Annotated in this window: 26 protein-coding genes; 8 read left to right on the forward strand and 18 right to left on the reverse strand. The window is 71.4% G+C overall.

Annotated elements, in window-relative coordinates; all coding sequences use genetic code 11:
* The first annotated feature begins 392 nt into the window (after positions 1-392).
* Positions 393-1,061 (forward strand): potassium channel family protein, encoded by a 669-nt coding sequence (locus tag IE275_RS29355; protein ID WP_189714621.1) that lies wholly within the window; start codon positions 393-395, stop codon positions 1,059-1,061.
* Complete coding sequence (locus IE275_RS29360; protein WP_189714623.1) at positions 1,061-1,738, forward strand: potassium channel family protein; 678 nt, start codon at positions 1,061-1,063, stop codon at positions 1,736-1,738. The genes IE275_RS29355 and IE275_RS29360 overlap by 1 nt, the downstream gene beginning before the upstream one ends.
* A gap of 111 nt (positions 1,739-1,849) precedes the next feature.
* Here IE275_RS29360 and IE275_RS29365 read toward each other — a convergent pair whose 3' ends face one another.
* The 8 genes from IE275_RS29365 to IE275_RS29400 form a co-directional block, all read right to left on the reverse strand.
* The gene (locus IE275_RS29365) at positions 1,850-2,596 is read right to left on the reverse strand and encodes a DUF3159 domain-containing protein (protein WP_189714625.1); all 747 of its coding nucleotides are present in this window, start codon (positions 2,594-2,596) and stop codon (positions 1,850-1,852) included.
* Between the two features lie 3 nt (positions 2,597-2,599).
* Entirely contained in the window at positions 2,600-2,998 is a 399-nt protein-coding gene (locus tag IE275_RS29370) for an OB-fold nucleic acid binding domain-containing protein (RefSeq protein ID WP_189714627.1), read from the reverse strand.
* A gap of 45 nt (positions 2,999-3,043) precedes the next feature.
* Complete coding sequence (locus tag IE275_RS29375) at positions 3,044-3,760, reverse strand: response regulator (protein WP_189714629.1); 717 nt, start codon at positions 3,758-3,760, stop codon at positions 3,044-3,046.
* Positions 3,754-6,336 carry an ATP-binding protein gene (locus IE275_RS29380; RefSeq protein WP_189714631.1) on the reverse strand — a complete coding sequence of 861 codons (2,583 nt, stop codon included), beginning with the start codon at positions 6,334-6,336 and terminating at the stop codon, positions 3,754-3,756. The genes IE275_RS29375 and IE275_RS29380 overlap by 7 nt, the downstream gene beginning before the upstream one ends.
* 199 nt (positions 6,337-6,535) lie before the next feature.
* Positions 6,536-7,696 carry an alginate lyase family protein gene (locus IE275_RS29385; RefSeq protein ID WP_373299310.1) on the reverse strand — a complete coding sequence of 387 codons (1,161 nt, stop codon included), beginning with the start codon at positions 7,694-7,696 and terminating at the stop codon, positions 6,536-6,538.
* 238 nt (positions 7,697-7,934) lie between these two features.
* Complete coding sequence (locus IE275_RS29390) at positions 7,935-8,702, reverse strand: DUF3710 domain-containing protein (RefSeq protein ID WP_189714635.1); 768 nt, start codon at positions 8,700-8,702, stop codon at positions 7,935-7,937.
* Position 8,703: 1 nt separating this feature from the next.
* Complete coding sequence (dut, locus tag IE275_RS29395; RefSeq protein ID WP_189714637.1) at positions 8,704-9,246, reverse strand: dUTP diphosphatase; 543 nt, start codon at positions 9,244-9,246, stop codon at positions 8,704-8,706.
* Entirely contained in the window at positions 9,243-9,827 is a 585-nt protein-coding gene (locus IE275_RS29400) for a PaaI family thioesterase (protein WP_189714640.1), read from the reverse strand. The genes dut and IE275_RS29400 overlap by 4 nt, the downstream gene beginning before the upstream one ends.
* Positions 9,828-9,885: 58 nt before the next feature.
* Here IE275_RS29400 and IE275_RS29405 point away from each other — a divergent pair, with 58 nt between their 5' ends.
* Entirely contained in the window at positions 9,886-10,350 is a 465-nt protein-coding gene (locus IE275_RS29405) for a DUF3093 domain-containing protein (RefSeq protein ID WP_189714642.1), read from the forward strand.
* A gap of 72 nt (positions 10,351-10,422) precedes the next feature.
* On the opposite strand, the gene IE275_RS29410 is transcribed toward IE275_RS29405, so the two are convergent.
* From IE275_RS29410 to IE275_RS29425, 4 genes are all read right to left on the reverse strand, one after another.
* Positions 10,423-11,370 carry a hypothetical protein gene (locus IE275_RS29410; RefSeq protein WP_189714644.1) on the reverse strand — a complete coding sequence of 316 codons (948 nt, stop codon included), beginning with the start codon at positions 11,368-11,370 and terminating at the stop codon, positions 10,423-10,425.
* A 13-nt stretch (positions 11,371-11,383) separates the two neighbouring features.
* Positions 11,384-11,680 carry a DUF4193 domain-containing protein gene (locus tag IE275_RS29415; RefSeq protein ID WP_003993510.1) on the reverse strand — a complete coding sequence of 99 codons (297 nt, stop codon included), beginning with the start codon at positions 11,678-11,680 and terminating at the stop codon, positions 11,384-11,386.
* 395 nt (positions 11,681-12,075) lie between these two features.
* Complete coding sequence (locus IE275_RS29420; RefSeq protein ID WP_189714646.1) at positions 12,076-13,341, reverse strand: sensor histidine kinase; 1,266 nt, start codon at positions 13,339-13,341, stop codon at positions 12,076-12,078.
* 5 nt (positions 13,342-13,346) lie between these two features.
* Positions 13,347-14,000 carry a response regulator transcription factor gene (locus IE275_RS29425; protein WP_003993508.1) on the reverse strand — a complete coding sequence of 218 codons (654 nt, stop codon included), beginning with the start codon at positions 13,998-14,000 and terminating at the stop codon, positions 13,347-13,349.
* A gap of 422 nt (positions 14,001-14,422) precedes the next feature.
* On the opposite strand from IE275_RS29425, the gene IE275_RS29430 reads away from it, so the two are divergent.
* The gene (locus IE275_RS29430; RefSeq protein ID WP_177244520.1) at positions 14,423-14,596 is read left to right on the forward strand and encodes a hypothetical protein; all 174 of its coding nucleotides are present in this window, start codon (positions 14,423-14,425) and stop codon (positions 14,594-14,596) included.
* Positions 14,597-14,671: 75 nt separating this feature from the next.
* Here the strand turns inward: IE275_RS29430 and IE275_RS29435 are convergent, their stop codons facing one another.
* Together IE275_RS29435 and IE275_RS29440 are read right to left on the reverse strand one after the other, a co-directional pair.
* Positions 14,672-15,487, reverse strand: coding sequence for an inositol monophosphatase family protein (locus IE275_RS29435; protein ID WP_189714648.1), 816 nt, complete (start codon positions 15,485-15,487; stop codon positions 14,672-14,674).
* Positions 15,488-15,495: 8 nt separating this feature from the next.
* Positions 15,496-16,623: a ferrochelatase gene (locus IE275_RS29440; protein ID WP_189714650.1), complete on the reverse strand. Its 1,128-nt coding sequence runs from the start codon at positions 16,621-16,623 to the stop codon at positions 15,496-15,498.
* A gap of 336 nt (positions 16,624-16,959) precedes the next feature.
* Here IE275_RS29440 and IE275_RS29445 point away from each other — a divergent pair, with 336 nt between their 5' ends.
* From IE275_RS29445 to sepH, 3 genes are all read left to right on the forward strand, one after another.
* On the forward strand, positions 16,960-18,198 hold the full coding sequence (locus IE275_RS29445) for an MFS transporter (RefSeq protein WP_189714652.1): 1,239 nt from the start codon (positions 16,960-16,962) through the stop codon (positions 18,196-18,198).
* Positions 18,158-19,477 (forward strand): D-arabinono-1,4-lactone oxidase, encoded by a 1,320-nt coding sequence (locus IE275_RS29450; RefSeq protein ID WP_189714654.1) that lies wholly within the window; start codon positions 18,158-18,160, stop codon positions 19,475-19,477. The genes IE275_RS29445 and IE275_RS29450 overlap by 41 nt, the downstream gene beginning before the upstream one ends.
* A 403-nt stretch (positions 19,478-19,880) precedes the next feature.
* A complete protein-coding gene (gene sepH, locus IE275_RS29455) occupies positions 19,881-20,918 on the forward strand; it encodes a septation protein SepH (RefSeq protein WP_189714656.1) in 1,038 nt (345 codons plus the stop codon).
* Positions 20,919-21,068: 150 nt separating this feature from the next.
* Here the strand turns inward: sepH and IE275_RS29460 are convergent, their stop codons facing one another.
* Positions 21,069-21,920, reverse strand: a complete 852-nt coding sequence (locus IE275_RS29460; protein ID WP_189714658.1) for a sulfurtransferase — start codon at positions 21,918-21,920, stop codon at positions 21,069-21,071.
* Between the two features lie 217 nt (positions 21,921-22,137).
* On the opposite strand from IE275_RS29460, the gene IE275_RS29465 reads away from it, so the two are divergent.
* Positions 22,138-22,941, forward strand: a complete 804-nt coding sequence (locus IE275_RS29465; protein ID WP_189714660.1) for a VOC family protein — start codon at positions 22,138-22,140, stop codon at positions 22,939-22,941.
* Between the two features lie 40 nt (positions 22,942-22,981).
* Here the strand turns inward: IE275_RS29465 and IE275_RS29470 are convergent, their stop codons facing one another.
* From IE275_RS29470 to IE275_RS29480, 3 genes are read right to left on the reverse strand one after another with little or no spacing between them, the layout of a single operon-like run.
* Positions 22,982-23,629: a thymidine kinase gene (locus tag IE275_RS29470; protein ID WP_189714663.1), complete on the reverse strand. Its 648-nt coding sequence runs from the start codon at positions 23,627-23,629 to the stop codon at positions 22,982-22,984.
* A 43-nt stretch (positions 23,630-23,672) separates the two neighbouring features.
* Positions 23,673-24,860: an alkaline phosphatase family protein gene (locus IE275_RS29475; RefSeq protein WP_189714665.1), complete on the reverse strand. Its 1,188-nt coding sequence runs from the start codon at positions 24,858-24,860 to the stop codon at positions 23,673-23,675.
* Positions 24,860-25,456 (reverse strand): DUF5998 family protein, encoded by a 597-nt coding sequence (locus IE275_RS29480; RefSeq protein ID WP_189714667.1) that lies wholly within the window; start codon positions 25,454-25,456, stop codon positions 24,860-24,862. Before IE275_RS29480 ends, IE275_RS29475 begins: the two co-directional genes overlap by 1 nt.
* Positions 25,457-25,488 lie beyond the last annotated feature (32 nt).

A 25,488-nucleotide genomic window follows, 5' to 3' on the forward strand; every position in this document is an offset into this window, starting at 1 on the left:
GTAAGCCTTCGAACACGGGGCCGCCCACCCTCCCCCGGCCCCGTTACGCCGCGTCTGCCTCCTGGGTGAAATCAGCCACGGCGCGGCTGCGGATTCCGTGGCCGCGCCGATCGCCATGTCTATATGACAAACCCCGTCCCGCTGCCGCCCTTCGGAGGTTCCATGCACTCGACCGCGGAGCTGATCGGCGCCGCCGGAACCTTCGTCGGCCTCGGAATCCTCACCTTCCTCAGTCTCTGGAGCATCAGCCGCCGCTGATCGCCCGAACCGTGCACAGGGGTGCCCCATGACGACCGCGCGTGTGTAGCTTGGTCGACGGTCTGAGACCCTGTTCAGAGCCATGCAAGAGAACTGATTGACCTCTTGACTTCGTGACCCTCGGAAGGACGGTCGTGCACATCGTCATCATGGGCTGCGGCAGAGTGGGTTCCGCTCTCGCCCAGACCCTGGAGCAACAGGGGCACACGGTCGCCGTGATCGACCAGGACCCCACCGCCTTCCGACGACTGGGCTCCGGTTTCGGCGGTCGTCGTGTCACCGGAGTCGGCTTCGACCAGGACACCCTGCGCGAGGCCGGCATCGAGGAGGCGGGCGCCTTCGCCGCCGTCTCCAGCGGTGACAACTCCAACATCATCGCCGCCCGGGTGGCCCGCGAGATGTTCGGCATCGAGAACGTCGCGGCCCGTATCTACGACCCCCGGCGTGCCGAGGTCTACCAGCGCCTGGGCATCCCCACCGTCGCCACCGTCCGCTGGACGGCCGACCAGATGCTGCGCCGGCTGCTGCCCTCGGGCGCCGAGCCGCTGTGGCGCGACCCCACCGGGGGCATCCAGCTCGCCGAGGTGCACGCCGCCCCGTCCTGGGTCGGCCACAAGATCAGCAAGCTCCAGGAGGAGACGGGCGTCCGCGTGGCGTTCCTGACCCGCCTCGGTGAGGCGATCCTGCCGACCTCCCAGACGGTGCTCCAGGAGGGCGATCTGGTGCACGTGATGATGCGCACCGACGAGGTGGAGAAGGTCGAGGCGTCGTTCGCCGAAGGCCCGAAGGAAGGCGGTCACTGATGAGGGTCGCCATTGCCGGAGCCGGCGCCGTCGGCCGCTCGATCGCGGGCGAGCTGCTGGAGAACGGCCACGAGATCCTGCTCATCGACAAGGCGCCGACCGCCATCTCGGTCGAGCGCGTCCCCCAGGCGGAGTGGCTGCTCGCCGACGCCTGCGAGATCACGTCCCTGGACGAGGCGGCCCTCCAGCGCTGCAACGTCGTGATCGCCGCGACGGGCGACGACAAGGTCAACCTGGTCGTCTCCCTGCTGGCCAAGACGGAGTACGGCGTCCCGCGCGTCGTCGCCCGCGTCAACAACCCCAAGAACGAGTGGCTCTTCAACGAGTCCTGGGGCGTCGACGTGGCCGTCTCCACCCCGCGTCTGATGTCCGCCCTGGTCGAGGAGGCGGTGAGCGTCGGCGACCTGGTCCGGCTGCTGCGCTTCAGCCACGGCGACGCCAACCTCGTCGAACTGACCCTCCCCGAGGAGTCGGCCCTGGCCGGCACCCAGGTCGGCGACGTCGAGTGGCCGGAGGACACCTCCCTGGTCACCATCATCCGCGGCACGCGCGTCCTCACCCCGACCCGCGAGGACTCCCTGGAGCCGGGTGACGAACTGCTGTTCGTGGCCGCGCAGGCCCGGGAGGAGCAGCTGGAGGACCTGCTGTCGGTACGCAAGGACACCACCGGTAGCTGACCGGAGTGGACGACGACGGCGAAGGGCGCCCTGAGATCTCAGGGCGCCCTTCGCCTATCGGCAGCGCGCGTGCCGGGCGCCGCGAGCCGGACGGGACTGCGGGGACACGGCCTAGCCCTCCCGGCGGTGCCGCCCACCAGCCTCCGCGGCGTCGGCAGCCTTCCGCTCGGCCTCCGCCTTCTCCTCCGCCTCCATCTCCGCGAACACGTCGATCGGCGCGGGCGCCTTCGCGAGGAAGACCCAGGTCAGCCAGACGGCGAGCAGGAACGGCGGGATCTTCAGCGCGACCAGCACCCAGCCGAGCTGGGCCGTGTCGGCCCACCAGTACAGCGGGAAGAGGATCGCGCACTTGGCGAGCAGGATCAGGCCCCACGCCCAACTGGCCTTGGCGTACGCCGTCTTGCGGCCCGGGTTGCGGGTGCGCCAGGAGAGGTTCTCCTTGAAGACCGGGCCGAGGATCAGACCGATCAGCGGAACCCCGCACAGCGTCGTGATGATGTACGCCAGCGCCAGGCCCAGCGTGTAGATCATGCCGGGCAGGTAGAAGTCCTTGGCGTTGCCGGTCATCATCGCGAAGACGACACCGAAGGCGACGCCGAAGACCCCGCTGAAGGCGTGCTTGACGGTGTCCTTCATCACCAGGCGGACCACGACCAGGATCACCGAGACCACCAGGGCGGCGATCGCCGCCATGTGGAGGTCCTTGTTGATCGTGAAGATCGTGACGAAGAGGAGGCCGGGCATCACCGTCTCGACCATGCCCCGCACCCCACCGAACGCCTCGAACAAGGCGGCCTCGGTCACCGCCCGGGCGTCGTCCTGCTGAGTGTCTTCGGTCGGCTTGTCGAGCGACGTCACCGGCTACTCCCTACCGAGGGGTCTCAGTTCGTACTTCGGATTGAAGAGCACCCGGCGGCCTCTGCTCATGGAGATCCGGCCCGATGCGATGAGCTTGCGTCCCGGTTCTATCCCCACGATGGAGCGCCTGCCCAGCCACACCACGTCCAGTGCGGCGCTGCCGTCGAACAGCTCCGCCTCCAGGGCCGGGACTCCGGCCCTCGGGCGCAGGGTGACCGTGCGCAAGGTACCAGTAACCGTCACGATCTGGCGGTCCTGGCAGTCTCCGATCCGGGTGCACCCGGCCGTCTCGGCGTCCTCTCGCAGCTCCTCCGACTCCAGGTCCTCCTGGGACGAGGAGAGCCGGTCGAGCATGCGCCGGAACCGGCCCGCCGGCTTTTCGGAACGAGGAACAGCACTCATATCTGAAGCGTACCGGTGCCCGCCGACACCGCCGTACCCGTGGTGCTACCGCTCGAACCGGTAACCCATCCCCGGCTCGGTGATGAAGTGCTCGGGGTGCGACGGGTCCGCCTCCAGCTTGCGTCTCAGCTGGGCCATGTACACCCGCAGGTAGTTGGTCTCCGTCCCGTAGGACGGCCCCCACACCTCCTGGAGCAGCTGTTTCTGGCTGACGAGCCGGCCGGTGTTGCGCACCAGCACCTCCAGCAGATGCCACTCGGTGGGCGTCAGCCGGACGTCCTTCCCGGCCCGGTGGACCTTCTTCGCGGCGAGGTCGACGGTGAATTCGCCGGTCTCCACCAGGACGTCGTCCTCCTCGCCCCCGGCGGGCTCGGCGCGGCGCACGGCGGCCCGCAGCCGGGCCAGCAGCTCGTCCATGCCGAAGGGCTTGGTGACGTAGTCGTCGGCGCCCGCGTCGAGCGCCTCGACCTTCTCGTCCGAGGAGTGCCGGGCGGACAGCACCAGGATCGGCACCCGGGTCCAGCCGCGGAGCCCCTTGATCACCTCGACGCCGTCCATGTCGGGCAGTCCCAGGTCGAGGACGACCACGTCCGGGTGGCGGGCGGCGGCGAGCTTGAGGGCGGTGGCGCCGTCGTGGGCGGCGTCCACCTCGTACTTGCGCGCCTTGAGGTTGATCACGAGGGCGCGCACGATCTGCGGTTCGTCGTCGATGACGAGCACCCTCGTGGGAGTCTGGGGGATCCCCCCAGCAGGGCTCACCATGAAGCCTGCCTTTCCCGTTCTGCCGAGCTCTTCTCCGCCGCGGCCCGGGCCTCGGCGTCCTCGCCGGGCGGCCGCGATCCCGCCGCGCGGAGCGTGAGGACCATGGTCAGGCCCCCGCCGGGGGTGTCCTCGGCGTTGAGGGTGCCGCCCATGGCCTCGACGAAGCCGCGCGCCACCGCGAGGCCGAGTCCCACCCCCGCCCCGCGCGGAGCGTCACCGTACCGCTGGAAGGGCGCGAAGATCCGCTCCTTCGCCTCGTCGGGAACGCCCGGCCCCCGGTCCACGACGCGCACCTCGACCCGCTCGGAGAGCGCGCTCGCCGAGACCAGCACGGGTTCGCCGGCGGGGCTGTACTTGACCGCGTTCTCCACCAGGTTGGCCACCGACCGCTCCAGCAGCCCGGCGTCCACGGCGACCATCGGCAGTGTCTCCGGGATGTCCAGCTCCACGCACTCCTCCGGGTCGGGGACCCCGCCGAGTGCCATCGGCACCACCTCGTCGAGGTCGATCTCCCGGATGATCGGTGTGACCGTGCCGGTCTGGAGGCGCGACATGTCGAGCAGGTTGCCCACCAGGTGGTCGAGGCGGTCCGCGCCCTCCTCGATGGCTTCGAGCAGCTCGGCGCGGTCCTCCTCGGACCATTCCACGTCGTCGGATCTCAGGCTCGACACCGCCGCCTTGATCGCGGCCAGCGGCGTCCGCAGATCATGGCTGACGGCGGCCAGCAGGGCGGTGCGGATCCGGTTGCCCTCGGCCAGCGCGCGGGCCCGCTCGGCCTCCTCCTGGAGCCGCCGCCGGTCCAGCACGACGACCGCCTGCGCGGCGAACGCGGCCAGCACCCGGCGGTCCTCGGCGGGCAGCACGCGGCCGGTGAGGGCCAGCGCCATGTGGTCGCCGACCGGGACGTCCACGTCCGCCTCCTCCGGCCGCCCGACCATCCGGCCGACGCCCATGTGGCCCGCGCAGGTCCACGGCGCCCGGTCGTCGGTCCGCTCCAGCAGCGCCGCCGATTCCATCCCGAAGGTCTCCCGCACCCGCTCCAGCAGGGCCTCCAGGCTGGTCTCGCCGCGCAGCACGTTGCCGGCCAGGTAGGACAGGATCTCGGACTCGGCTCTCAGCCGGGCGGCCTGGTGGGTGCGCCGGGCCGCCAGGTCCACCACCGAGGCCACCGACACCCCGACCCCGACGAAGATCACTATGGCGACGATGTTCTTCGGGTCGGCGATCGTCCAGCGGTGCAGGGGCGGGGTGTAGTAGTAGTTCAGCAGCAGGGAGCCGAGGGCCGCCGAGGCGAGCGCCGGCAGGAGTCCGCCGGCCAGCGCGGCCGCCACGGTCAACGCCAGGAACAGCAGCATGTCGTTGGCGAGGCCCAGGTCGACGACGCTCAGCAGGGCCGCGAGGAGCACCGGACCGGCCAGGCCGATCGCCCAGCCCCAGATGATCCGGGCCCGCCCGAGCCGGGCGCCCCGGGCCACCGGCAGCCCCCGCCCCTTGGCCGCCTCCTCGTGGGTCACGATGTGCACGTCGAGGTCGGGCCCCGACTCCCGGGCGACCGTGGCGCCGACGCCGGGCCCGAAGACGTACTGCCAGGCCTTGCGGCGCGAGGAGCCGAGGACGATCTGGGTGGCGTTCACCCCGCGGGCGAAGGCGAGCAGCGCGGCCGGTATGTCGTCGCCGACCACGTGGTGGAAGGTGCCGCCCAGGTCTTCCGCGAGGGTGCGCTGGACGGCGAGTTCCTTGGGCGAGGCGGAGGTCAGCCCGTCACTGCGCGCTATGTACACGGCGAGGACCTCGCCTCCCGCGCCCTTCTCCGCGAGCCGGGTGGCCCGGCGGATGAGGGTGCGGCCTTCCGGGCCACCGGTCAGTCCGACCACGATCCGCTCCCGCGAGCCCCAGATCGCCGACACGCGGTGCTCGCTGCGGTACTGCTTGAGGTACTCGTCGACCCGGTCGGCCACCCAGAGCAGGGCCAGCTCACGCAGGGCGGTGAGGTTCCCGGGGCGGAAGTAGTTGGACAGGGCCGCGTCGACCTTGTCCGGCCGGTAGATGTTGCCGTGGGCCATGCGCCGCCGGAGGGCCTGCGGGGACATGTCGACCAGTTCGATCTGGTCGGCGCGCCGGACGAACTCGTCGGGCACGGTCTCCTGCTGCCGGACGCCCGTGATCGACTCCACGACGTCCCCGAGGGACTCCAGGTGCTGGATGTTGACGGTCGAGACCACGTCGATCCCGGCGGCGAGCAGTTCCTCCACGTCCTGCCAGCGCTTGGTGTGGCGCGATCCGGGGATGTTGGTGTGGGCCAGTTCGTCCACCAGGGCGACGTGCGGGTGGCGGGCGAGGGCGGCGTCCACGTCCATCTCGGTGAAGACGCCGCCCCGGTACTCCAGCTCACGGCGCGGGACCTGCTCCAGACCGTGCAGCATCACCTCGGTGCGCGGGCGGTCGTGGTGCTCCACGAACGCGACCACGCAGTCCGTGCCGCGCTCCACCCGCCGGTGCGCCTCGGACAGCATCGCGTACGTCTTGCCCACGCCCGGTGCCGCACCGAGGTAGATCCGAAGCTTGCCGCGTGCCATGGCCTCATTGTCTTCCCGTAACTCCTGTGTACGCAGCGTCGACCCTACGGCCAACAGTTCCGACAAACAGGATGATCCGAAGGGTGAGGGGCGTCTTTGACGCAACCCTGACGCGGTGCGCCGCGCCCCGGGCCGGCTGCCGCTCACCCGCCCCTCACCCGTTCCTCACCCGTTCATCGGACGAGCCCCCCTGATCGGTTCACGCGGGATTCTCGGCGTGGGTCAGGGTCTCCCAGGCGACGAAGAGGTTGTTGGTGCCCGCCGGGCGGTTGCGCTCGGTGAGGGTCTGGGTGTTCGTCATCGCGATGCCCAGCCGGTGGTGCAGCGCGTTGTATCCGACCTCGGTGACCGGGCCGAGCCCCAGGTTCAGGGAGCCGCCGCACAGCCAGCTCGGCACGGCCGTACCGAGCTGGTACTTGGCCTGGAAGCCCAGGGCCTGCCGCAGCCGCTCGCCGACGTCGGTGCCGTACAGGTCCTGGCCCTGGATCCGGCTGGTCTCGGCGATGTGCGAGATCGCGGAGATGCCGTACCCGGTGTGGGTGAGGTCGCGGCAGGTCTCCTGGGTCAGGCCGGTGACGAAGGTGCCCTGCCCCTGCCAGTAGTTGACGATCTTCTCCCGGGTGTCGAGGTTCTGGCTCGGCACGGTCTTCGGCAGATCGCCGTCGGAGGCGAGGTAGACGTAGGCGGCGGTGCGGGTACGGAAACGGGCCATGGCCTTGTCGTACGACGTCCGGTCCTCGAGGAAGACGGAGATGCCGACGGCCGCCTCCATCATCGACAGCTCCCAGTTGCCGTTGGAGTGGGAACCGTTGATGACCTCGGGCAGGTAGACGTTCCGCAGCATGGTCGCGAAGCGGCCGGAGTTCGCCCAGGTGCCCGGGTAGGTGTGCTTGATGATCTCGGCGGCCTTCGGCCAGGAGGAGCCGGCCCAGCCGGTCTGGAGGGGGGCGTTGCTGTTGGTGTGGTCGGTGATCACGGCCGACCAGGCGTCCATCAGCTGGATGGCCTTCTTCGCGTACCGCTCGTCCCCCGTGATGTACCAGGCGAGGGCGTCGGTGTAGGCGGCTATGGCGTCCTCGCGCTCGTCGGTGCAGCCGTAGTTGGGGTTCGAGTACGAGCCGCACTCGACGACCGCGCGGGGCTTGGGGACGCGGTTCAGGTCGGCGTACCTGCTCGCCAGCATCTGGTCGAAGGCGCCCTTCCAGGGCTGGGCTCCGGCGTTGACCTGGGTGCGGGTGAAGTCCAGTTGCCCGCGGGAGACCGTGACCCCGGGGTGGGCGAAGGCGGCGGGGGCGGCCTCGGCGCGGGGCGTGTCCGGTGGGGCGAGGACCGCCAGCACGAGGGCGGTGACGGTCACCAGGAATGCGGTTCGGCGCACAGCAGCTCCGTTCGTTCCGGTATGTGAACACAGAGCGCCCTCATGAACGAGGCGTTGAGCCGAGACCATAGGTACAGACCAATTGACCGTCAAGGGTCCGCGCGAGGACGGCAGCCACGGGACACGGCAAGGAGCACGACGAAGGGCATGACGAAGGGCATGACGAAGGGCCGCACCCCGGAGCGGGGTGCGGCCCTTCAGTCGTACGACTGCCCTACGGTCAGCGGACCTCGGTGATCTCCGGTCCGCGCTGGAGCTGGCCCATGCCGCCGGAGAAGCGCGAGCCCTCCTCCTGCTGCTGGACGCCCTCGGGCACCATCTGCGCGTCGTTCGGCAGCTTGAGGACGATCGGGTCGCGGGGCGCCATCGGGCCCTCGCCGCGGACCACGACCGTGTCCCGGAAGATCTGCTCGAGCAGCCCGGCGGCCTGCGGCTGCACCGCGCCCTGGCCCGAGATCACACCGCGCAGGAACCAGCGGGGCCCGTCCACACCGACGAACCGCACGACGTGGAAGCCACCCGTGCCGTCCGGCAGCTGCACCGGCACCTGGGCCCGCAGCTCCCAGCCCAGCGGACCCTCGACCTCGTCGATGATGCCGCCCTGCTGAGTGATGCCGGAGCCGATCTCCTCGCGCACCTCGCCCCAGATGCCCTCGCGCTTGGGCGCGGCAAAGGCCTGGAGCTGGATGGCGCTGTCGCGCAGCACGACGGTGGCGGCGACGATCGCGTCACCCGCGACCTCGACCCGAAGCTCCATGCCGTCGACCCCCGGCACGAACAGACCGCCCAGGTCCACCCGGCCCTCGGCCGGGTCGCGGACCTCGGAACCGTCCCACGGCCCGTCGGGCCGCGGCTCCGGCTCGAGCCGGACGCGCTCGCGCTCGCCGGTTACCTCTTCGTCCGCCTCAGTGTCGACACTGTCGACGACCTGCTCGGCCTCGCCGGCCGCGTCCTCGGCGGCACCCTTCTTCTTGCGACGTCCGAACACGTCACTGTCCTTCCCGGTCGGATACGACCGAAGCGTATCGATACCCACCCACACTGCCGCCCACGGCGGCCTGACCGCTTGCACCGCCCACCGCGGCATGCCCGCCGGTGGACCCGAAGCCCCCCGCGGCCCGTGCCGATTCGGGAAGCTCCGCCACCTCCTGGAAGCGGACCCTCTCGACCTGCTGGACGACCAGTTGGGCAATCCGGTCGAAGCGCTCGAACCGCACGGACTCGCGCGGGTCGAGATTCACCACGATCACCTTGATCTCCCCACGGTACCCGGCATCAACCGTCCCCGGGGCATTCACGAGCGCGACTCCGCACCGGGCGGCCAGCCCCGACCGCGGGTGCACGAAGGCCGCGTACCCCTCGGGCAGCGCGATGGACACCCCGGTGGGCAGCACCGCCCGCTCCCCGGGCGCCAGTTCGCAGGCCTCGGTGGTACGCAGATCGGCCCCCGCGTCCCCGGGATGCTCGTACGCCGGAAGCGGTACGTCGGGGTCGACTCGTCGGATCATGACGTCCAGCGGAGCGGGGCTCACGGGTTCACCTCGAAGGCACGGGTACGCCGGACCTGGTCCGGGTCGTTCATGGCGGCCTTGATCTCCTCCTCGCGGCCGTGGTGCACGAAATGCTCCACGGCGACCTCGATGAAGAGGGCGTCGGCACGGACGGCGACGGGGCCGTCGGGACCGCCGATCCGGCCGGTGGCGGTCGAGTAGATCTTCCGCCGCGACACCGCCGTCACCTCCGCCTCCAGGTACAGCACGGTACCGACGGGCACCGGACGGACGAAGTCCGTCTCCAGGCGTCCGGTCACGGCGATCGTCCGCAGCAGCCAGTTCAGCGAGCCGAGCGTCTCGTCGAGCGCGGTGGCCAGCACACCGCCGTGGGCGAGCCCCGGCGCCCCCTGGTGGGCGGGCTGCACGGTGAACGCGGCGGTGACGGTCACCCCCTCGCCGGCCCGCGCCGCCAGATGCAGCCCGTGCGACTGCCCGCCACCGCATCCGAAACACTGTTCGTAGTGGGCACCGAGAAGCTCACCGGGCGCGGGAGCATCGGGGTGCCGAACGGGTTTCTCGGCGTCGGCCGGAGGCTGAAGAGCTGCGGAAGTACCACTCACAGCCGCAGACCTTACCCGCGCGTCCGCCATATCCGGACACCGTGCCAAGCTTGGCTCCATGCAGCCCTCCGCCACCCCGTACGAAGAACGTCTCACCGCCCCCCGCTCGTGGTGGCTGATCTCGTTCCTCGTGGGCGTCTCCTTCGCCCTGATCCTGCTGCCGTTCGGCACCCTTCCGCTTCTGGGCGGGCTGGTCGGCGGTACGGCAGCCGCGGCGGTCGTGGCCAGTTCCTACGGCTCGGTCCGGATCCGGGTCGTGGGCGACTCGCTGATCGCGGGCGAGGCGAAGATCCCGGTCGCCGCGCTGGGCGAGGCGGAGATCATGGACGCGGACGAGGCCCGCGCCTGGCGCACCTACAAGGCCGACACGCGCGCGTTCCTGTTGCTGCGCTCCTACATCCCGACGGCACTGCGGGTGCAGGTCACCGACCCGCAGGACCCGACGCCGTACCTGTACCTGTCGACGCGCGAGCCGGAGCGGCTGGCGCAAGCCCTGGTGGCCGCGCGGGAGGCCGCGGCCTAGGCACCGCGGCAGGGCTCCTCCCCGCGCCGCGCGAAGCCTTCGCGGCGCCGGGACCTCGCCCGCCCGAACGCGTCAGTACCCGAGCTCCCTGGGATTTCCGGGGAGCTCTGACATGTCCAGCACGTCCGAGGGCTTCTCCAGGCGCGGCAGTTCCGGCAGCGCGTCCCACGGCACCTGCGCCTTGCGCAGGTCGGTGCGGACCTTCCCGGCCAGCTTCTTGGTGTCCCGCCGGTTCATGAGCGCGCCGACGGCGGCGCCCACCAGGAACGGCATCAGGTTCGGCAGGTCGCGGACCATGCGCTTCATGATCTGCTGGCGCAGCTCGCGCCGCATCTGGCCGCCGAGCGCGGTGTTGATCGAGGACGGCTTCAGCGGGTCGATGCCGCGTTCGCCCGACCAGGAGCGCAGATACGCGGTGCTGCGGTCCTTGAGGTTGCCGGGCGGCCGTACGCCGTACACCTCGTGCAGTTCGGCGATCAGCTTCAGCTCGATCGCGGCCACGCCGGTGATCTCCGCGGCCAGTTCGGTGGGCATCGCGGGCGGCACGGGAAGCATCGCGGCCGCCCCGATGCCGGCCCCGACGGTGGACGTGGCGTTCGCCGCGCCCGCCACGAGCCTGTCGGCGAGCTCCTCGGGTCCCAGCCCCGGGAACTGCCTGCGGAGCGTCTGAAGGTCCCTTACGGGGATCCTGGGGGCGATCTCGATGATGCGGTCGGTGAGATACGCCAGGCCCGCCCTGGCACGGTCACCGCCCTTGCGGACGCTTTCCCGGGCCAGGCCTGCGGCCCTGTCGCGGATCGCCGCGCCCCGTCGCCTGGCGACGGGCGCGGCTTCCTGGCTCGGTACCGGGAGGTCAGCCCGGTCACTCGCCGTTCCGAGCGAGGCCGATCCCGCAGGGATCACTCCCTGGCCGGATGAGCCTCGCTCGTCGTCACGCACGCCGTGAGGGCCTTGTGAGGACCCTTTGTCCGCTCCCCGAAGGGGGAAACGGCGCTTCCGGGAGGGGGTCGAGCCAGTCACGGCCGACCCCTCCTCAGTCGCAGTCGCGGCAGATCGGCTGACCGTTCTTCTCGCGGGCCAGCTGGCTGCGGTGATGTACCAGGAAGCAGCTCATGCAGGTGAACTCGTCCTGCTGCTTCGGCAGTACACGGACCGCCAACTCCTCGTTGGAGAGGTCGGCGCCGGGCAGTTCAAGGCCCTCCGCCGCCTCGAATTCATCGACGTCGACCGCCGAGGCGGACTTGTCGTTCCGCCTGGCCTTCAGCTCCTCAAGGCTGTCTGAGTCGACATCGTCATCGGTCTTGCGTGGGGTGTCGTAATCGGTTGCCATTTCGCCTCTCCCCCTCTGGGTGTCTGCGGTGTCTCCAGCGCACGTAACGCGTGAGAGGCCGGACTTGTGCCCGCCTCGAGGCGGAGATTTTGCCTCACATCAAGGTCTGTTACTCAATCGACACCCAACCGGACTCCTCAAGAGTGATCGGCTTGGATGGCGATCGGGACCGTACACGGTCCCGTTGCCGCACTTCAAAGGCGTCTCACCGTGTACTTCCCGTGATGAGGACCCCCGAAAACCCGGATTTTCCGGGCCTTCCGACGGCTCCATGATCACGGAGAGTAGATGGCCGGAAATTCGCCCTTGTGATCGATCACACACGGGGGTGTCAGGGGCGAGCCCTGAAAATTCCGCGCAAAGCGAACATCCCCGCGTGTGTCGGCGACATGGTCTCAGACGGGCAGGGTGACCCGCATCACGAGGCCTCCTCCCTCACGCGGCGTGGCCGCGATGTGCCCGCCGTGCGCCCGGGCCACGGACCGCACGATGGACAGCCCGAGCCCGACCCCCTTGTCGCTCCCCGTGCGCTCGGTACGCAGCCGCCTGAAGGGCTCGAAGAGGTTGTCGATCTCGTACGCCGGCACGACCGGTCCCGTGTTGGACACGACCAGGACCGCCTGGCCGTGCTGGATCTCGGTGGTGACCTCGACCCAGCCGCCCTCCGGCACGTTGTAGCGCACCGCGTTCTGCACCAGGTTCAGGGCGATGCGCTCCAGCAGGACGCCGTTGCCCTGGACGACCGCCGGCTTCTGCTCGCCGCGGATCGTCACGCCCTTGGCCTCCGCCTCGGCGTGCACCTGGTCGACGGCCTGCTCGGCGACCTCGGCGAGGTCGACCGGCTTGCGCTCGACTATCTGGTTGTCGCTGCGGGCGAGCAGCAGCAGGCCCTCCACGAGCTGCTCGCTGCGCTCGTTGGTGGCCAGCAGGGTCTTGCCGAGCTGCTGGAGCTCCATGGGCGCGCCCGGGTCGGAGAGATGCACCTCGAGCAGCGTGCGGTTGATCGCCAGCGGTGTCCGCAGCTCGTGCGAGGCGTTGCCGACGAAGCGCTGCTGGGCCGTGAAGGCCCGCTGGAGGCGCTCCAGCATGTCGTCGAAGGTGTCGGCCAGCTCCTTCAGCTCGTCGTCCGGGCCGTCCAGCTCGATACGGCGGGACAGGTCCGAGCCCGCCACCGCGCGCGCGGTGCGGGTGATCCGGCCGAGCGGGGACAGGACCCGTCCGGCCATCGCGTAGCCGAAGGCGAAGGCGATCACCGCGAGGCCGAGCAGGGCCAGCAGGGAGCGGCTGAGCAGGTTGTCCAGGGCGACCTGGCGCTGGTGGTCGATGCAGGCGCTGATCGCGGTGTTGAACTGGGTGAGCGTGAGGCTGGTGGCGTTCGCGTGGTTGACCGCGGGGCAGTCGGCGCTGGAGACCTTGATCTCGTCGCTGACGCCCAGGTTCACGATCTTGAACGGCGGCTGGTTGCCCGTGCTGATGGCCTGTGCGGCGAGCAGGTAGATGATCGACAGCAGCAGGATGCCCGCGATCAGGAACATGCCGCCGTACAGCAGCGTGAGGCGTATCCGGATGGTCGGGCGGAGCCAGGGGAGGTTGGGCTGCGGCCTCCGGGGGTCCCAGGTGGGCTTCGGTGGCGCCTGGGGAGGCGCGGGCGTCGCTGCCACGGGGATCAGATCCGGTAGCCGGAGCCGGGCACCGTGACGATCACCGGAGGTTCGCCCAGCTTGCGGCGGAGGGTCATCACGGTCACGCGCACGACGTTGGTGAACGGATCGGTGTTCTCGTCCCACGCCTTCTCCAGAAGCTGCTCCGCGGAGACGACGGCGCCCTCGCTGCGCATCAGCACCTCCAGGACGGCGAACTCCTTCGGCGCGAGCTGGACCTCCTTGCCGTCGCGGAAGACCTCGCGGCGGTTGGGGTCGAGCTTGATGCCGGCCCGCTCCAGGACGGGCGGCAGCGGCACGCTGGTGCGCCGGCCGAGGGCACGCACGCGTGCGATCAGCTCGCTGAAGGCGAAGGGCTTCGGGAGGTAGTCGTCGGCGCCGATCTCCAGGCCCTCCACACGGTCGCTGACATCGCCCGACGCCGTGAGCATCAGCACGCGTGTGGGCATACCGAGTTCGACGATCTTGCGGCAGACGTCGTCGCCGTGCACGAGCGGGAGGTCGCGGTCGAGGACGACCACGTCGTAGTCGTTGACGCCGATGCGCTCCAGGGCGGCCGCACCGTCGTACACGACGTCGACGGCCATGGCCTCCCGGCGCAGTCCGGTGGCCACCGCATCGGCGAGCAGCTGCTCGTCCTCGACGACGAGTACGCGCACGTCGCTTGTCCTTCCTGTGTCCACACCCGCATGGCGCTCCGTGAGCGCACGCGGGCGGGGGGCCTGGTGAGTGTGTGCGTCCCATCCTGCCCTTTTCGGCCATAAGTCGGCGGTAAGACGGGTGAGGGCGGCATGAACGACGGGTGTGAGGCCCGGGAATGCGAGATTTTCTCGTGCGGTTGAGGTTTCCGTGGAAGGGAGCGGGGGGAGGACGGCTTTACACCCCGCGATCACGCTCTGCATGTGCCACACCACCATGTGGTACGCCGCGGTCCGCTTTCCGCAGAGCGGGCGTGGGTGTCCGGCACCGTGGCCGCCCGGCAGGGCAGCGCGCCGGGCATCTGCCGGAGACGTGATCGCCCCTTCCCAACCGGCACACCCCCGTGCCACCGACCCACGACCCAAGGACGAGGGGGCGCAGCATGGACGCATTCACCGCAGGACTTCTGCAGCGCATAAGGGCGACCGAGTCCGATCTGACCAGGGCTCGTGACGAGGGCGACGACTTCCTCGCCGAGGTGGAGCAGGCAGAGCTCGACGACCTGCGCCGCCTCGCCGCCGAACACGGTGTGGAGGTCGGCGCGACAAGCGTCTGAGCGGTTCGTCACGCACGACGGAGGGGCCCCGGCGAATCCAGCGCCGGGGCCCCTTCGCGTGTGCCGTGCGGACGGTCAGTCGTGCCAGGCGCCGAAGTCCTCCAGGAGCCGCTGGAGGGGCTCGAAGACGGCCGGGGTGGCGGCGATCGCCAGATCGTGTGCCGGGCGCTCTCCGGGGCGTCCACCGGTCAGCGCGCCCGCTTCCCGGGCGATGAGGTCGCCCGCCGCGAGGTCCCAGGGGTGCAGCCCGCGCTCGTAGTAGCCGTCGAGCCGGCCGGCCGCCACGTCGCACAGGTCGACGGCGGCGGAGCCGCTGCGCCGGATGTCCCGCAGGAGCGGGATCAGCCGCTGCGCGACGTCGGCCTGGTGGGCACGGACCTCGGCGACGTAGTTGAAGCCGGTGGAGACCAGGGACTGGTCGAGGGGGGCCGGCGGACGGCAGGCCAGTCTCCGCTCACCCGTGCGGGCGGCGGTCGCGTGGGCCCCGCCGCCGCGCACCGCCCGGTACGTCTCGCCGCGCATCGGGATCTCGACGACGCCGACGACGGTCTCGCCGTCCTGCTCCGCCGCGATGGAGACGGCCCAGGTGGGCAGCCCGTAGAGGTAGTTGACCGTGCCGTCGAGCGGGTCGATCACCCAGCGGACGCCGCTGCTGCCCTCGCTGGAGGCGCCCTCCTCGCCGAGGAAGCCGTCGTCGGGACGGTGCTCGGAGATCAGGCCGGTGATCAGCTTCTCGGCCGCGATGTCCATCTCGGTCACCACGTCGATGGGGCTCGACTTGGTGGCGGCGACCGCGAGGTCGGCCGGGCGGCCGTCCCGCAGCAGCTCGCCGGCCCGGCGGGCGGCCTCCAGGGCGAGGGCCAGCAGGTCGGTGTGGAGGGGGTCGGTCACGGGGTTCCTCACGCGTAGGGGCTGTCGGCGCCCGCGGCGGCGGGCCGGGGCGCCCGGGCGGGGCAGCAGCCGACGGGGCAGAGGTCGTGGCTCGCGCCGAGCGCGCCCAGGGCGCACGGGGTGACCGGCCGCCCGCCCTCGGCGGCGGCGCGCTCCAGGACGAGGTCGCGGACGGCGGCGGCGAAGCGCGGGTCGGCGCCGACGGTGGCCGAGCGGCGCACCGGCAGGCCCAGCTCCCGCGCCTTGGCCTTCGCCTCCGTGTCGAGGTCGTAGAGGACCTCCATGTGGTCGGAGACGAAGCCGATGGGCGCCATCACGACCGCCGGGACGCCGGCCGCGTGCCGCTCCTCCAGGTGGTCGCAGATGTCGGGCTCGAGCCACGGGATGTGCGGGGCGCCGGAGCGGGACTGGTAGACGAGCTGCCAGGGGTGGTCGACGCCGGTGCGCTCACGGACGGCCTCGGCGATCAGCCGCGCGACGTCCAGGTGCTGCCGCATGTACGCGCCGCCGTCGCCGTGGTCCTCGACGGGGCCGGAGGTGTCCGCCGAGGCGTCCGGGATCGAGTGGGTGGTGAAGGCGAGGTGGGCACCGTCGCGGACGTCCTCGGGGAGGTCCGCGAGGGCCTCGACGACGCCGTCGATCATGGGTTCCAGGAAGCCCGGGTGGTTGAAGTAGTGCCGCAGCTTGTCGATCCTCGGCAGCGGCAGCCCCTCGGCCTCCAGGGCGGCCAGCGAGTCGGCGAGGTTCTCGCGGTACTGGCGGCAGCCCGAGTACGAGGCGTAGGCGCTGGTGGCGAGGACGAGGATGCGGCGGTGCCCGTCGGCGACCATCTCGCGCAGGGTGTCCGTGAGGTACGGGGCCCAGTTGCGGTTGCCCCAGTGGATCGGCAGGTCCAGGCCGTGGTCGGCGAAGTCCTTGCGCAGGGCGTCCAGCAGGGCGCGGTTCTGGTCGTTGATGGGGCTGACCCCGCCGAACAGGAAGTAGTGCTGCCCGACTTCCTTGAGGCGTTCCTTGGGGATGCCGCGCCCTCGCGTCACGTTCTCCAGGAACGGGACCACGTCCTCCGGGCCTTCGGGGCCGCCGAAGGAGAGCAGGAGCAGGGCGTCGTAGGGGGTGGCATCGAGCGCGTCTGGCATGAGTCGATCCTGCCACCCGGCGCCGACAGCCGGGAAACGGCGGGGTGGGCGGGGCGCGGTCCGGCGGAGGACCGGCGAGCGGGCCCGCCGGGGCCGACGCCTGCGCCGATGCGTGGCCGACCCCTGCGCCGATGCCTGCCTGCGCCTGCGTCGGACGGTGTGCGCGTGGTGCGTTAGGGTTGCCTAACTTCGTAAGCTGTATGGGGCACGTTTACGCCTTACCGAGCGTGATCGGGCCCCCACGAGCCCCACCAGCCCCTACGAGCCACCTGACGAGCCCCACCCTCATGCCGCGCAGAGCCGCACGCGCGCGTGACCGGCCCCCCGGAGACCGCCGTGCCCAGCCCGTACCGCGCCCTGTTCGCCGCCCCCGGCAGCAAGGGCTTCGCCGCCGCGGGGTTCCTCGGCCGGATGCCGCTGTCGATGATGGGCATCGGCGTGGTCACGATGGTCTCCCAGCTCACCGGGCGCTACGGCCTCGCGGGCGCCCTGTCGGCCACCATCGCCCTGTCGGCCGCGCTCGTCGGACCGCAGATATCCCGGCTGGTGGACCAGCACGGACAGCGCAGGGTGCTGCGCCCCGCGACGCTGGTCGCGCTGACGGCGGCGGCCGGGCTGCTGCTGGCCGCGCACTTCAGATGGCCGGACTGGGTGCTGTTCGTGTGCTCCGCGGGCATCGGGGCGGTGCCGAGCCTCGGGGCGATGGTCCGGGCCCGCTGGGCGGCCCTGTACCGGGGCACCCCGAAGCTGCACACCGCGTACTCGTTCGAGTCCGTGGTGGACGAGGTGTGCTTCATCTTCGGCCCGATCATCTCGATCGGGCTGTCCACCGTCTGGTTCCCGGAGGCGGGACCGCTGCTCGCGGCCTGCTTCCTCGCGGTGGGCGTCTTCTGGCTGACCGCCCAGCGGGCCACCGAGCCCACGCCGCACCCGCGCGAGCAGCGCGGCGCCGGCAGCGCGCTGCGCTCCCCCGGCCTCCAGGTCCTGGTGGCGACCTTCGTGGCGACCGGGACGATCTTCGGGGCGGTCGACGTGGTCACCGTGGCCTTCGCCGAGGAGCAGGGCCACAAGGGCGCCGCGAGCGTCGTGCTGGCGCTGTACGCGGCCGGCTCCTGCGCCGCCGGACTCGTGTTCGGGCTGCTGCGCCCCCAGGGGCCACCGGAAAGGCGCTGGCTGCTGGGCGTGTTCATGATGGCCGTGAGTATGATCCCCCTCCTACTGGTCGGAAACTTGCCGTTCCTGGCCGTGGCGCTGTTCGTTGCGGGTCTGGCCATCGCTCCCACGATGATCACCACGATGTCCCTCATCGAAGAGCACGTACCACGCGCACAACTGACCGAGGGCATGACCTGGATCAGCACCGGGCTCGCGGTCGGGGTGGCGCTCGGCTCCTCCATCGCCGGCTGGGTCATCGACACGGCCGGTGCGCAGGCCGGGTACGGGGTTCCGGCCGTGTCCGGGGCCGTCGCGGTCGCGGTCGGTTTCCTGGGGTACCGCCGGCTCACCAGGCCGGCGCCGGGTCGGGGAGGCACCGTTGAGCAGCACAGCGAGCGGGAAGAACGGCACGTGGCGTAACTGGGGCGGCAATGTGACCGCCCGTCCCGCGCGGGAGGTCACGCCCGCCTCCGTCGACGAACTGGCCGAGGCCGTGCGCCGGGCCGCCGAGGACGGGCTGAAGGTGAAGGCGGTCGGCACCGGCCACTCCTTCACCTCGATCGCCGCCACGGACGGTGTGCTGATCCGTCCTCAGCTGTTGACCGGGATCCGCGGGATCGATCGCGACGACATGACCGTCACGGTGGAGGCCGGCACCCCGCTCAAGAGACTCAACCTCGCGCTCGCGCGCGAGGGTCTGTCGCTCACCAACATGGGCGACATCATGGAGCAGACGGTGTCGGGGGCCACCAGCACCGGCACGCACGGCACCGGCCGCGAGTCCGCGTCGATCGCCGCGCAGATCAAGGGCCTGGAACTGGTCACCGCCGACGGCTCTGTGCTCACCTGTTCCGAGAAGGAGAACCCGGAGGTCTTCGCGGCCGCCCGGATCGGTCTCGGCGCCCTGGGGATCGTCACCGCGATCACCTTCGCCGTCGAGCCCCTCTTCCTGCTCACCGCGCGCGAGGAGCCGATGCCGTTCGACCGGGTGCTCGCCGACTTCGACGAACTCTGGGCCGAGAACGAGCACTTCGAGTTCTACTGGTTCCCGCACACCGGCAGCACCAACACCAAGCGCAACAATCGCAGCGCGGGCCCGGCCAAGCCGGTGGGCCAGGTCCCGGGCTGGATCGAGGACGAGTTCCTCTCCAACGGCGTCTTCCAGGTGGCCCAGTGGGTCGGCCGCGCGGCGCCCGCGGCGATCCCCTCGATCGCCCGGCTCTCCAGCAAGGCCCTCTCCGCGCGCACCTACACCGACATCCCGTACCGCGTCTTCACGTCCCCGCGCCGGGTGCGCTTCGTGGAGATGGAGTACGCCGTCCCGCGCGCGGCCGTCACCGAGGTGCTGCGCGAGCTGAGGACGACCGTCGAGCGGTCGGGCCTGCGGATCAGCTTCCCCGTGGAGGTGCGCACCGCGCCGGCCGACGACATCACGCTGTCCACCGCCTCCGGTCGCGACAGCGCGTACGTCGCCGTCCACATGGTCAAGGGCACGCCGTACCAGGCGTACTTCACCGCCGCCGAGCGCATCTTCACCGCGCACGAGGGCCGGCCGCACTGGGGCAAGGTGAACACGCGGGACGCCGAGTACCTCGCCCGGGTGTACCCGCGCTTCGGCGAGTTCACCGCGCTGCGGGACCGGCTGGATCCCGACCGCCTGTTCCAGAACGACTACCTGCGGAGGGTGTTGGGGGCGTAGCGGATACTCCGGGCGATGCCGGAGATTGCGTGAATTGCGCCACGTTCAAGATCGCGGAAACCGCTTCACAGCGGCCAAGTCCCACTTCTTGCCAGAAGTTGGGCGGCGTGCCAATCCACGCACGTGGCCCAAATGGAGTACTGTTGCGAGCCCTGGGCCCGGCCTCCCTTCGGGGTGTCCGGGGCCATGCTGGACCGCCGGGAGGGGCTAGTTGCACAGGGTGACGGCGTTGGTGACTTAGCGTGGCGAAAAGGTAACCGTGCCATAACGGCGATCCAGGGCCTGTGCCCGACACGCCGGGCAACTCGGCAAGGTTGTGGCAGGCTGCACCCGGGCAGGCCACACTCGACTAGCGGAAGCAGCGACGCACGTGACGTCGGCAGGCACCACCCGGGAGGTCCCCATGCCCGAACTGCGTGTCGTGGCCGTCTCGAATGACGGCACACGGCTGGTGCTGAAGGCTGCGGACAGCACGGAGTACACGCTTCCGATCGATGAGCGTCTGCGCGCCGCAGTCCGCGGCGACCGTCCGCGTCTCGGCCAGATCGAGATCGAGGTGGAGAGCCATCTCCGCCCCCGTGACATCCAGGCACGTATACGTGCCGGCGCGACCGCGGAAGAGGTCGCGCAGATGGCGGGCATCCCCGTCGACCGCGTACGCCGGTTCGAGGGTCCCGTGCTCGCCGAGCGTGCCTTCATGGCCGAGCGGGCCCGCAAGACGCCCGTCCGCCGGCCCGGTGAGAACGCCGCGGGCCCCCAGCTGGGTGAGGCCGTCCAGGAGCGACTGCTGCTGCGCGGCGCCGAGAAGGACACCGTCCAGTGGGACTCCTGGCGCCGCGACGACGGCACCTGGGAGGTCCTGCTGGTCTACCGGGTCGCGGGCGAACCGCACTCGGCGAGCTGGACGTACGACCCGCCCCGGCGGCTCGTCCAGGCCGTCGACGAGGAAGCGCGCTCGCTGATCGGCGAGTCCGACGACCTCGCCGCACCGGAGCCCAGCTTTCCGTTCGTCCCGCGGATCGCCCGGCTGCCGCGCGACCGCTCGATGGACCGCGCGCTGGAACGGCCGAGCCTGCCCGCCCAGCCGTCCGAGCCGCCCGAGGAGAGCATCCAGGAGCGCGAGCGGGACTCGCTGACCAGCCTGCTGGAGGCGGTGCCGAGCTTCCGGGGCGACATGGTGGTCCCGGAGCTTCCGGCCGAGGCCCCCGAGGAACCCGAGGAGCAGCAGCCCGAGACCGAGGAGCCCCCGGCTCCCGCCGCGTCCGCGGGTTCCGCCTACGCGGACGTCCTCATGCCGCGCTCCGTCGGCAGCCACCGCGACCGGCTGATCGGCGCCACCGACCGTCAGGCCGAGGCGGACGGTGTCCGTCCGGGCCGCCGGGCCGCGGTGCCGAGCTGGGACGAGATCGTGTTCGGGACCCGGCGCAAGAAACAGGAGTAAGCGGCCGCACGGCAGCGGTGAGCCGGCGCCGGCCGCTTCGCCGCGGGCGCCCGTGGTTCCACGGACAACGGTTCGCACACCGCTTCATACGTACGGGAGGGCCGCACCTGTTCGGTGCAGCCCTCCCGTACGTAGCGCGTGCGACAAAGGTCACTGCGGATCCGGGCCCACGGCGACCGGCCGGGACGGGTCGGAGGACCACTCCGACCAGGAGCCCACGTACAGGGCCGCCGGAACGCCCGCCACGGCCAGCGCCAGCACCTCGTGGGCGCCGGAGACGCCCGACCCGCAGTACACGCCCACCTCGGCGCCGGCAAAGGCCCCCAGCGCCTTGAAGCGGTCGTGCAGCTCCTCCACGGGCAGGAAACGGCCGTCCGGGCCCACGTTCTCGTTCGTGGGCGCGGAGACGGCGCCCGGGATGTGGCCGCCCACCCGGTCGATCGGCTCGACCTCGCCCCGGTACCGCTCCCCCGCGCGCGCGTCGAACAGCACCCCGGAGCGGGCCAGCGCGGCGGCGCCGTCCGCGTCGAGCAGACCCGCGGCGCCCGGGGCGGGCTCGAAGTCGCCCTCCACGCGCGCGGGGACGTCCACCGAGAGGTCCCCCGGCCACTGCGGCAGCCCGCCGTCCAGGACCCGCACGTCCGGGTGACCCGCCCAGCGCAGCAGCCACCACGCGCGGGCCGCCGCCCAGCCCTGTCCGCCGTCGTACACGACCACCGGGCGGGCCGCCGAGACGCCCGCGCGGCGCATCGCGGCGCCGAACTCCGCGAGGTCGGGCAGCGGATGGCGGCCGGCGGCTCCGGCCGCGCCCGCGAGTTCTTGGTCCAGGTCGACGTAGACCGCTCCGGGCACGTGCCCGGCCTCGTAGGCGGCCCGGCCGTCGAACGGCGGCTGACCCGCCGCCTTGGCCACGCTGAGCTGCCAGCGGACGTCGAGGACGACCGGCGGGCGCTCTCCCGCCAGGTCGCTCGCGAGTTCGGTTGCGGAGATGATGGCGTTCATGGCCCCCATCCTCGCGCACGGGGTGGCCCCCACGTCCATGTCCGGCTACTCTGCTCGGCCGGACAGCCTCGATCACGAGGCGTACGGGTTCGAGCACATGCCGTACAGGCGATCGACATACGGCGACAACCGCGCGTCAACCGATGAGAACCCCCATCAGGCATCCTTCGAGGGCGGAAGCGAAACGGCCACCACCAGGGCCGAGGAGAAGGTGACGATGACCGAGGCACGTGGACCGGCCGGCCCGGGCGGTGCGGCGCACGCCCGGTACGCGCCCGGCACACCCTGCTGGGTGAGTCTGATGGTGCACGGGTTGACGGCGACCCAGGACTTCTACCGCGAGCTGTTCGGCTGGGAGTTCCAACCCGGTCCGGAGCAGCTCGGCCCCTATGTGCGGGCCCTGCTCGACGGCCGTGAGGTGGCCGGGATCGGTCAGTTGCCGCCGGACCGGCATCTTCCGGTGGCCTGGACGCCGTACCTCGCCTCGGACGACGTGGATTCCACCGCCGAGACGGTGCGCCTGTGCGGCGGCACGATCGGGGTCGGCCCGCTGGACGCCGCGGACGCCGGCCGCCTGGCGATCGGCTCGGACCCCGCGGGCGCCGTCTTCGGTGTCTGGCAGGCGGCGGCCCATCTCGGCACGGACGTCACCGGCGTCCCCGGCACGCCCGCCTGGAACGAACTGCTGACCTTCGAGACCGCCGGGGTCACCAAGTTCTACGAGACGGTCTTCGGCTACGAGCGGGAGGCGGTGGTCTCCCCCGACTTCGACTACGTCACCCTGCACCTGGCCGGGCGCCCGGTGGCCGGCATCCACGGCGTCGGCAACGCCCTGCCCCGGGACCGGGGGCCGCACTGGATGACGTACTTCGAGGTCGCCGACACGGACGCCGCGCTCACCCTCGTCACCGGCCTCGGCGGGCGGGTCCTCGCGCCGGCGCACGACAGCGCGCACGGGCGCGTGGCGACCGTCGCCGACCCGGAGGGAGCCCGCTTCGCGCTGATCCAGGGGCCGCGCTGAGGCACCTCACCGGAGCCGGCGAGCGGCCCCGCCGAGGCTGTCAGACCTGCTGCACCGGCAGCACGTCCGGCGACAGGGCCGCCGCGCGGGCCGAGGCGGCCGTCATCCGGCGTCGGTGATGCAGCCGGCACAGGACCTCGTAGCCGATGGTGTCGGCCTGGTCGACGTCGCCGACCACGACCTGCGCGCCCTCGACGACCATGACGCCGCCCACCGTGCGGGCGTTGTGCGTGGCGCGGGCGCCGCACCAGCACAGGGCCTCGACCTGGAGGACCTCGACCCGGTCGGCGAGTTCGACGAGGCGCTGGGAGCCGGGGAACAGCTTGGATCGGAAGTCGGTGGTGATGCCGAAGGCGTAGACGTCCATACCGAGGTCGTCCACCACGCGCGCGAGCTGGTCGATCTGCTCCTCGGCGAGAAACTGCGCCTCGTCCGCGATCACGTAGTCCGCGCGGCCGCCCTGCGAGAGGTGGTCGACGAGGTAGGCGTACAGGTCCTGGCCGTCCTCGACCTCGACGGCGTCCGTGACCAGGCCGAGGCGGGAGGAGAGCTTGCCCTGGCCCGCGCGGTCGTCGCGGGTGAAGATCATGCCCTGGAGGCCGCGCGCGGAACGGTTGTGCTCGATCTGGAGAGCCAGCGTCGACTTCCCGCAGTCCATGGTTCCGGAGAAGAACACCAGCTCGGGCATGGGGAGTTGAGCACCTTTCGGTGGAGAAGGGGCGTGCGGAGCGTCAGGAGCGTACTTCGAGCAGCGGGACGAACTGCTCGGCGGGGGTCATGGAACCGTGGTTGCCGACCATCGCCGACTCCTTGGGCTCCCGCTCGGAGGCGATGAGCAGGACGTCGTCACGGGCGGCCGCGATCACATCGCCGAGCCGGCCGTACACCCGCTCGTCGATCCGGGGCCCGAACCAGCCCGCGGCGATCGCCTCGTCCCGCGAGGCCACCCAGAACTGCTCGCCGAGCACCTCGCGCCAGCAGGTCAGGACGTCGTCCTGGGCACCCGGTACGGCGTAGACGTGGCGGGCGCGGCCCTCGCCGCCCAGCAGGGCGACCCCGGCGCGCAGCTCCCAGTCCGCGTCGAAGTCGATGCGGTGCTCCTCGTCGAAGGGTACGTCGACCATGCCGTGGTCGGCGGTGACGTAGAGCGCGCTGCGCGGCGGCAGCTGCTCGGCGAGGCGCTGGACGAGCCGGTCGACGTACATGAGCTGGCCGCGCCAGGTGTCGGAGGCCACGCCGTAGCGGTGGCCGGCGCCGTCCAGCTCGGCGTAGTACGTGTAGACCAGGGAGCGGTCGCCGGCGGCGAGCTGTTCGGCGGCGAGGTCCATGCGCTCCTCGCCGGTCAGCCGCCCGTGGAACGTTCCGCCGCTGAGCGCGACCTTGGTCAGCGGAGTGTTCTGGAACGTGGGGGACGACACCTGGGCGGCGTGCACGCCCGCCTTGTGGGCGAGCTGGAAGACGGTGGGGTACGGCTGCCAGGAGCCGGGTTCCGTCCACGGCTGCCAGCGGAGCTGGTTCATCAGGGCGTCGGTCGCCGGGTTGCGCACGGTGTAGCCGGGCAGGCCGTGGGCGCCCGGCGGGAGGCCGGTGCCGACGGAGGCCAGGGAGGTCGCGGTGGTCGCCGGGTAGCCGGCGGTGAGCGGACGTCCGGTGCCGCCGCGGGAGCTGCCGAGGAGCGCGTGCAGATAGGGCGCTTCGTCCCGGTGGTCCTTGATCTGTTCCCAGCCGAGGCCGTCGATCAGGAAGACGCAGTTGCGGTCGGCCGGAGCCAGCTCCGGGATCGCCGCGGTCATGCCGGGTACGCCCATGCCGGCGGCCAGGGTGGGCAGCAGGTCGGCGAGCGAGCCGGTGCCGTACTCGGGGACCGGGGCGGAGGCGACGGGCAGGGGTTCCGGGTGGTCCCAGACGGGCTGTGCCATCAACGGGTCAGGTCCGCTGTGGCCTCGGAGAGGCACTGCGCGAAGGCGAGCGCCTGGCGCACCGTCTCCGGGCCGTCGCCCGCCTCGCTGACGCGCAGGCTGAGGTCGTCCGCCGTCGAGCTGCCCGTGTAGCCGTGGTCGGCGTCACAGTTGGGGTCGCCGCAGGCGGCCGGCTCCAGGTCGATGCGGGAGACGGCGCCCCAGCCGATGGTCAGCACCACCTCGCGCGGCAGGGTGCCCGGCGTGTACGACTCGGGGTTGGCGACCACCCGGCTGACCACGACCGACGAGATCCGGCCGAGCTTCACGGACTCCGTGGACGTGGTGGCGTAAGGCGTCGGGGACGTGGTGTCGGCGGCCTGCTCGTCGGTGTGGCTGACGATGAAGCGGTTGCCGGTGAGGACCAGCACGGTCACATGCCTGCGGACCTCGTTCTGGTCGAACGTGGTCTCCTGGTGGACCAGGTACGACTTGATGGGCTCGCCGCCCACAGCGGCTTCCACCGCCTCGGCCACGAGGGCCGGGTAGTAGCCGCTGCGCTCGATCGCCGCGCGCAGCCCCTGGGTCGTCGTACTGGTCTTGGCCATGCCGTCCATCCTAATCCGTGGGTAAGGGCGGTCCGGGCCAG

The organism is Streptomyces phaeofaciens (genome assembly GCF_014648915.1).
In the GTDB taxonomy this organism is placed as follows: domain Bacteria; phylum Actinomycetota; class Actinomycetes; order Streptomycetales; family Streptomycetaceae; genus Streptomyces; species Streptomyces phaeofaciens.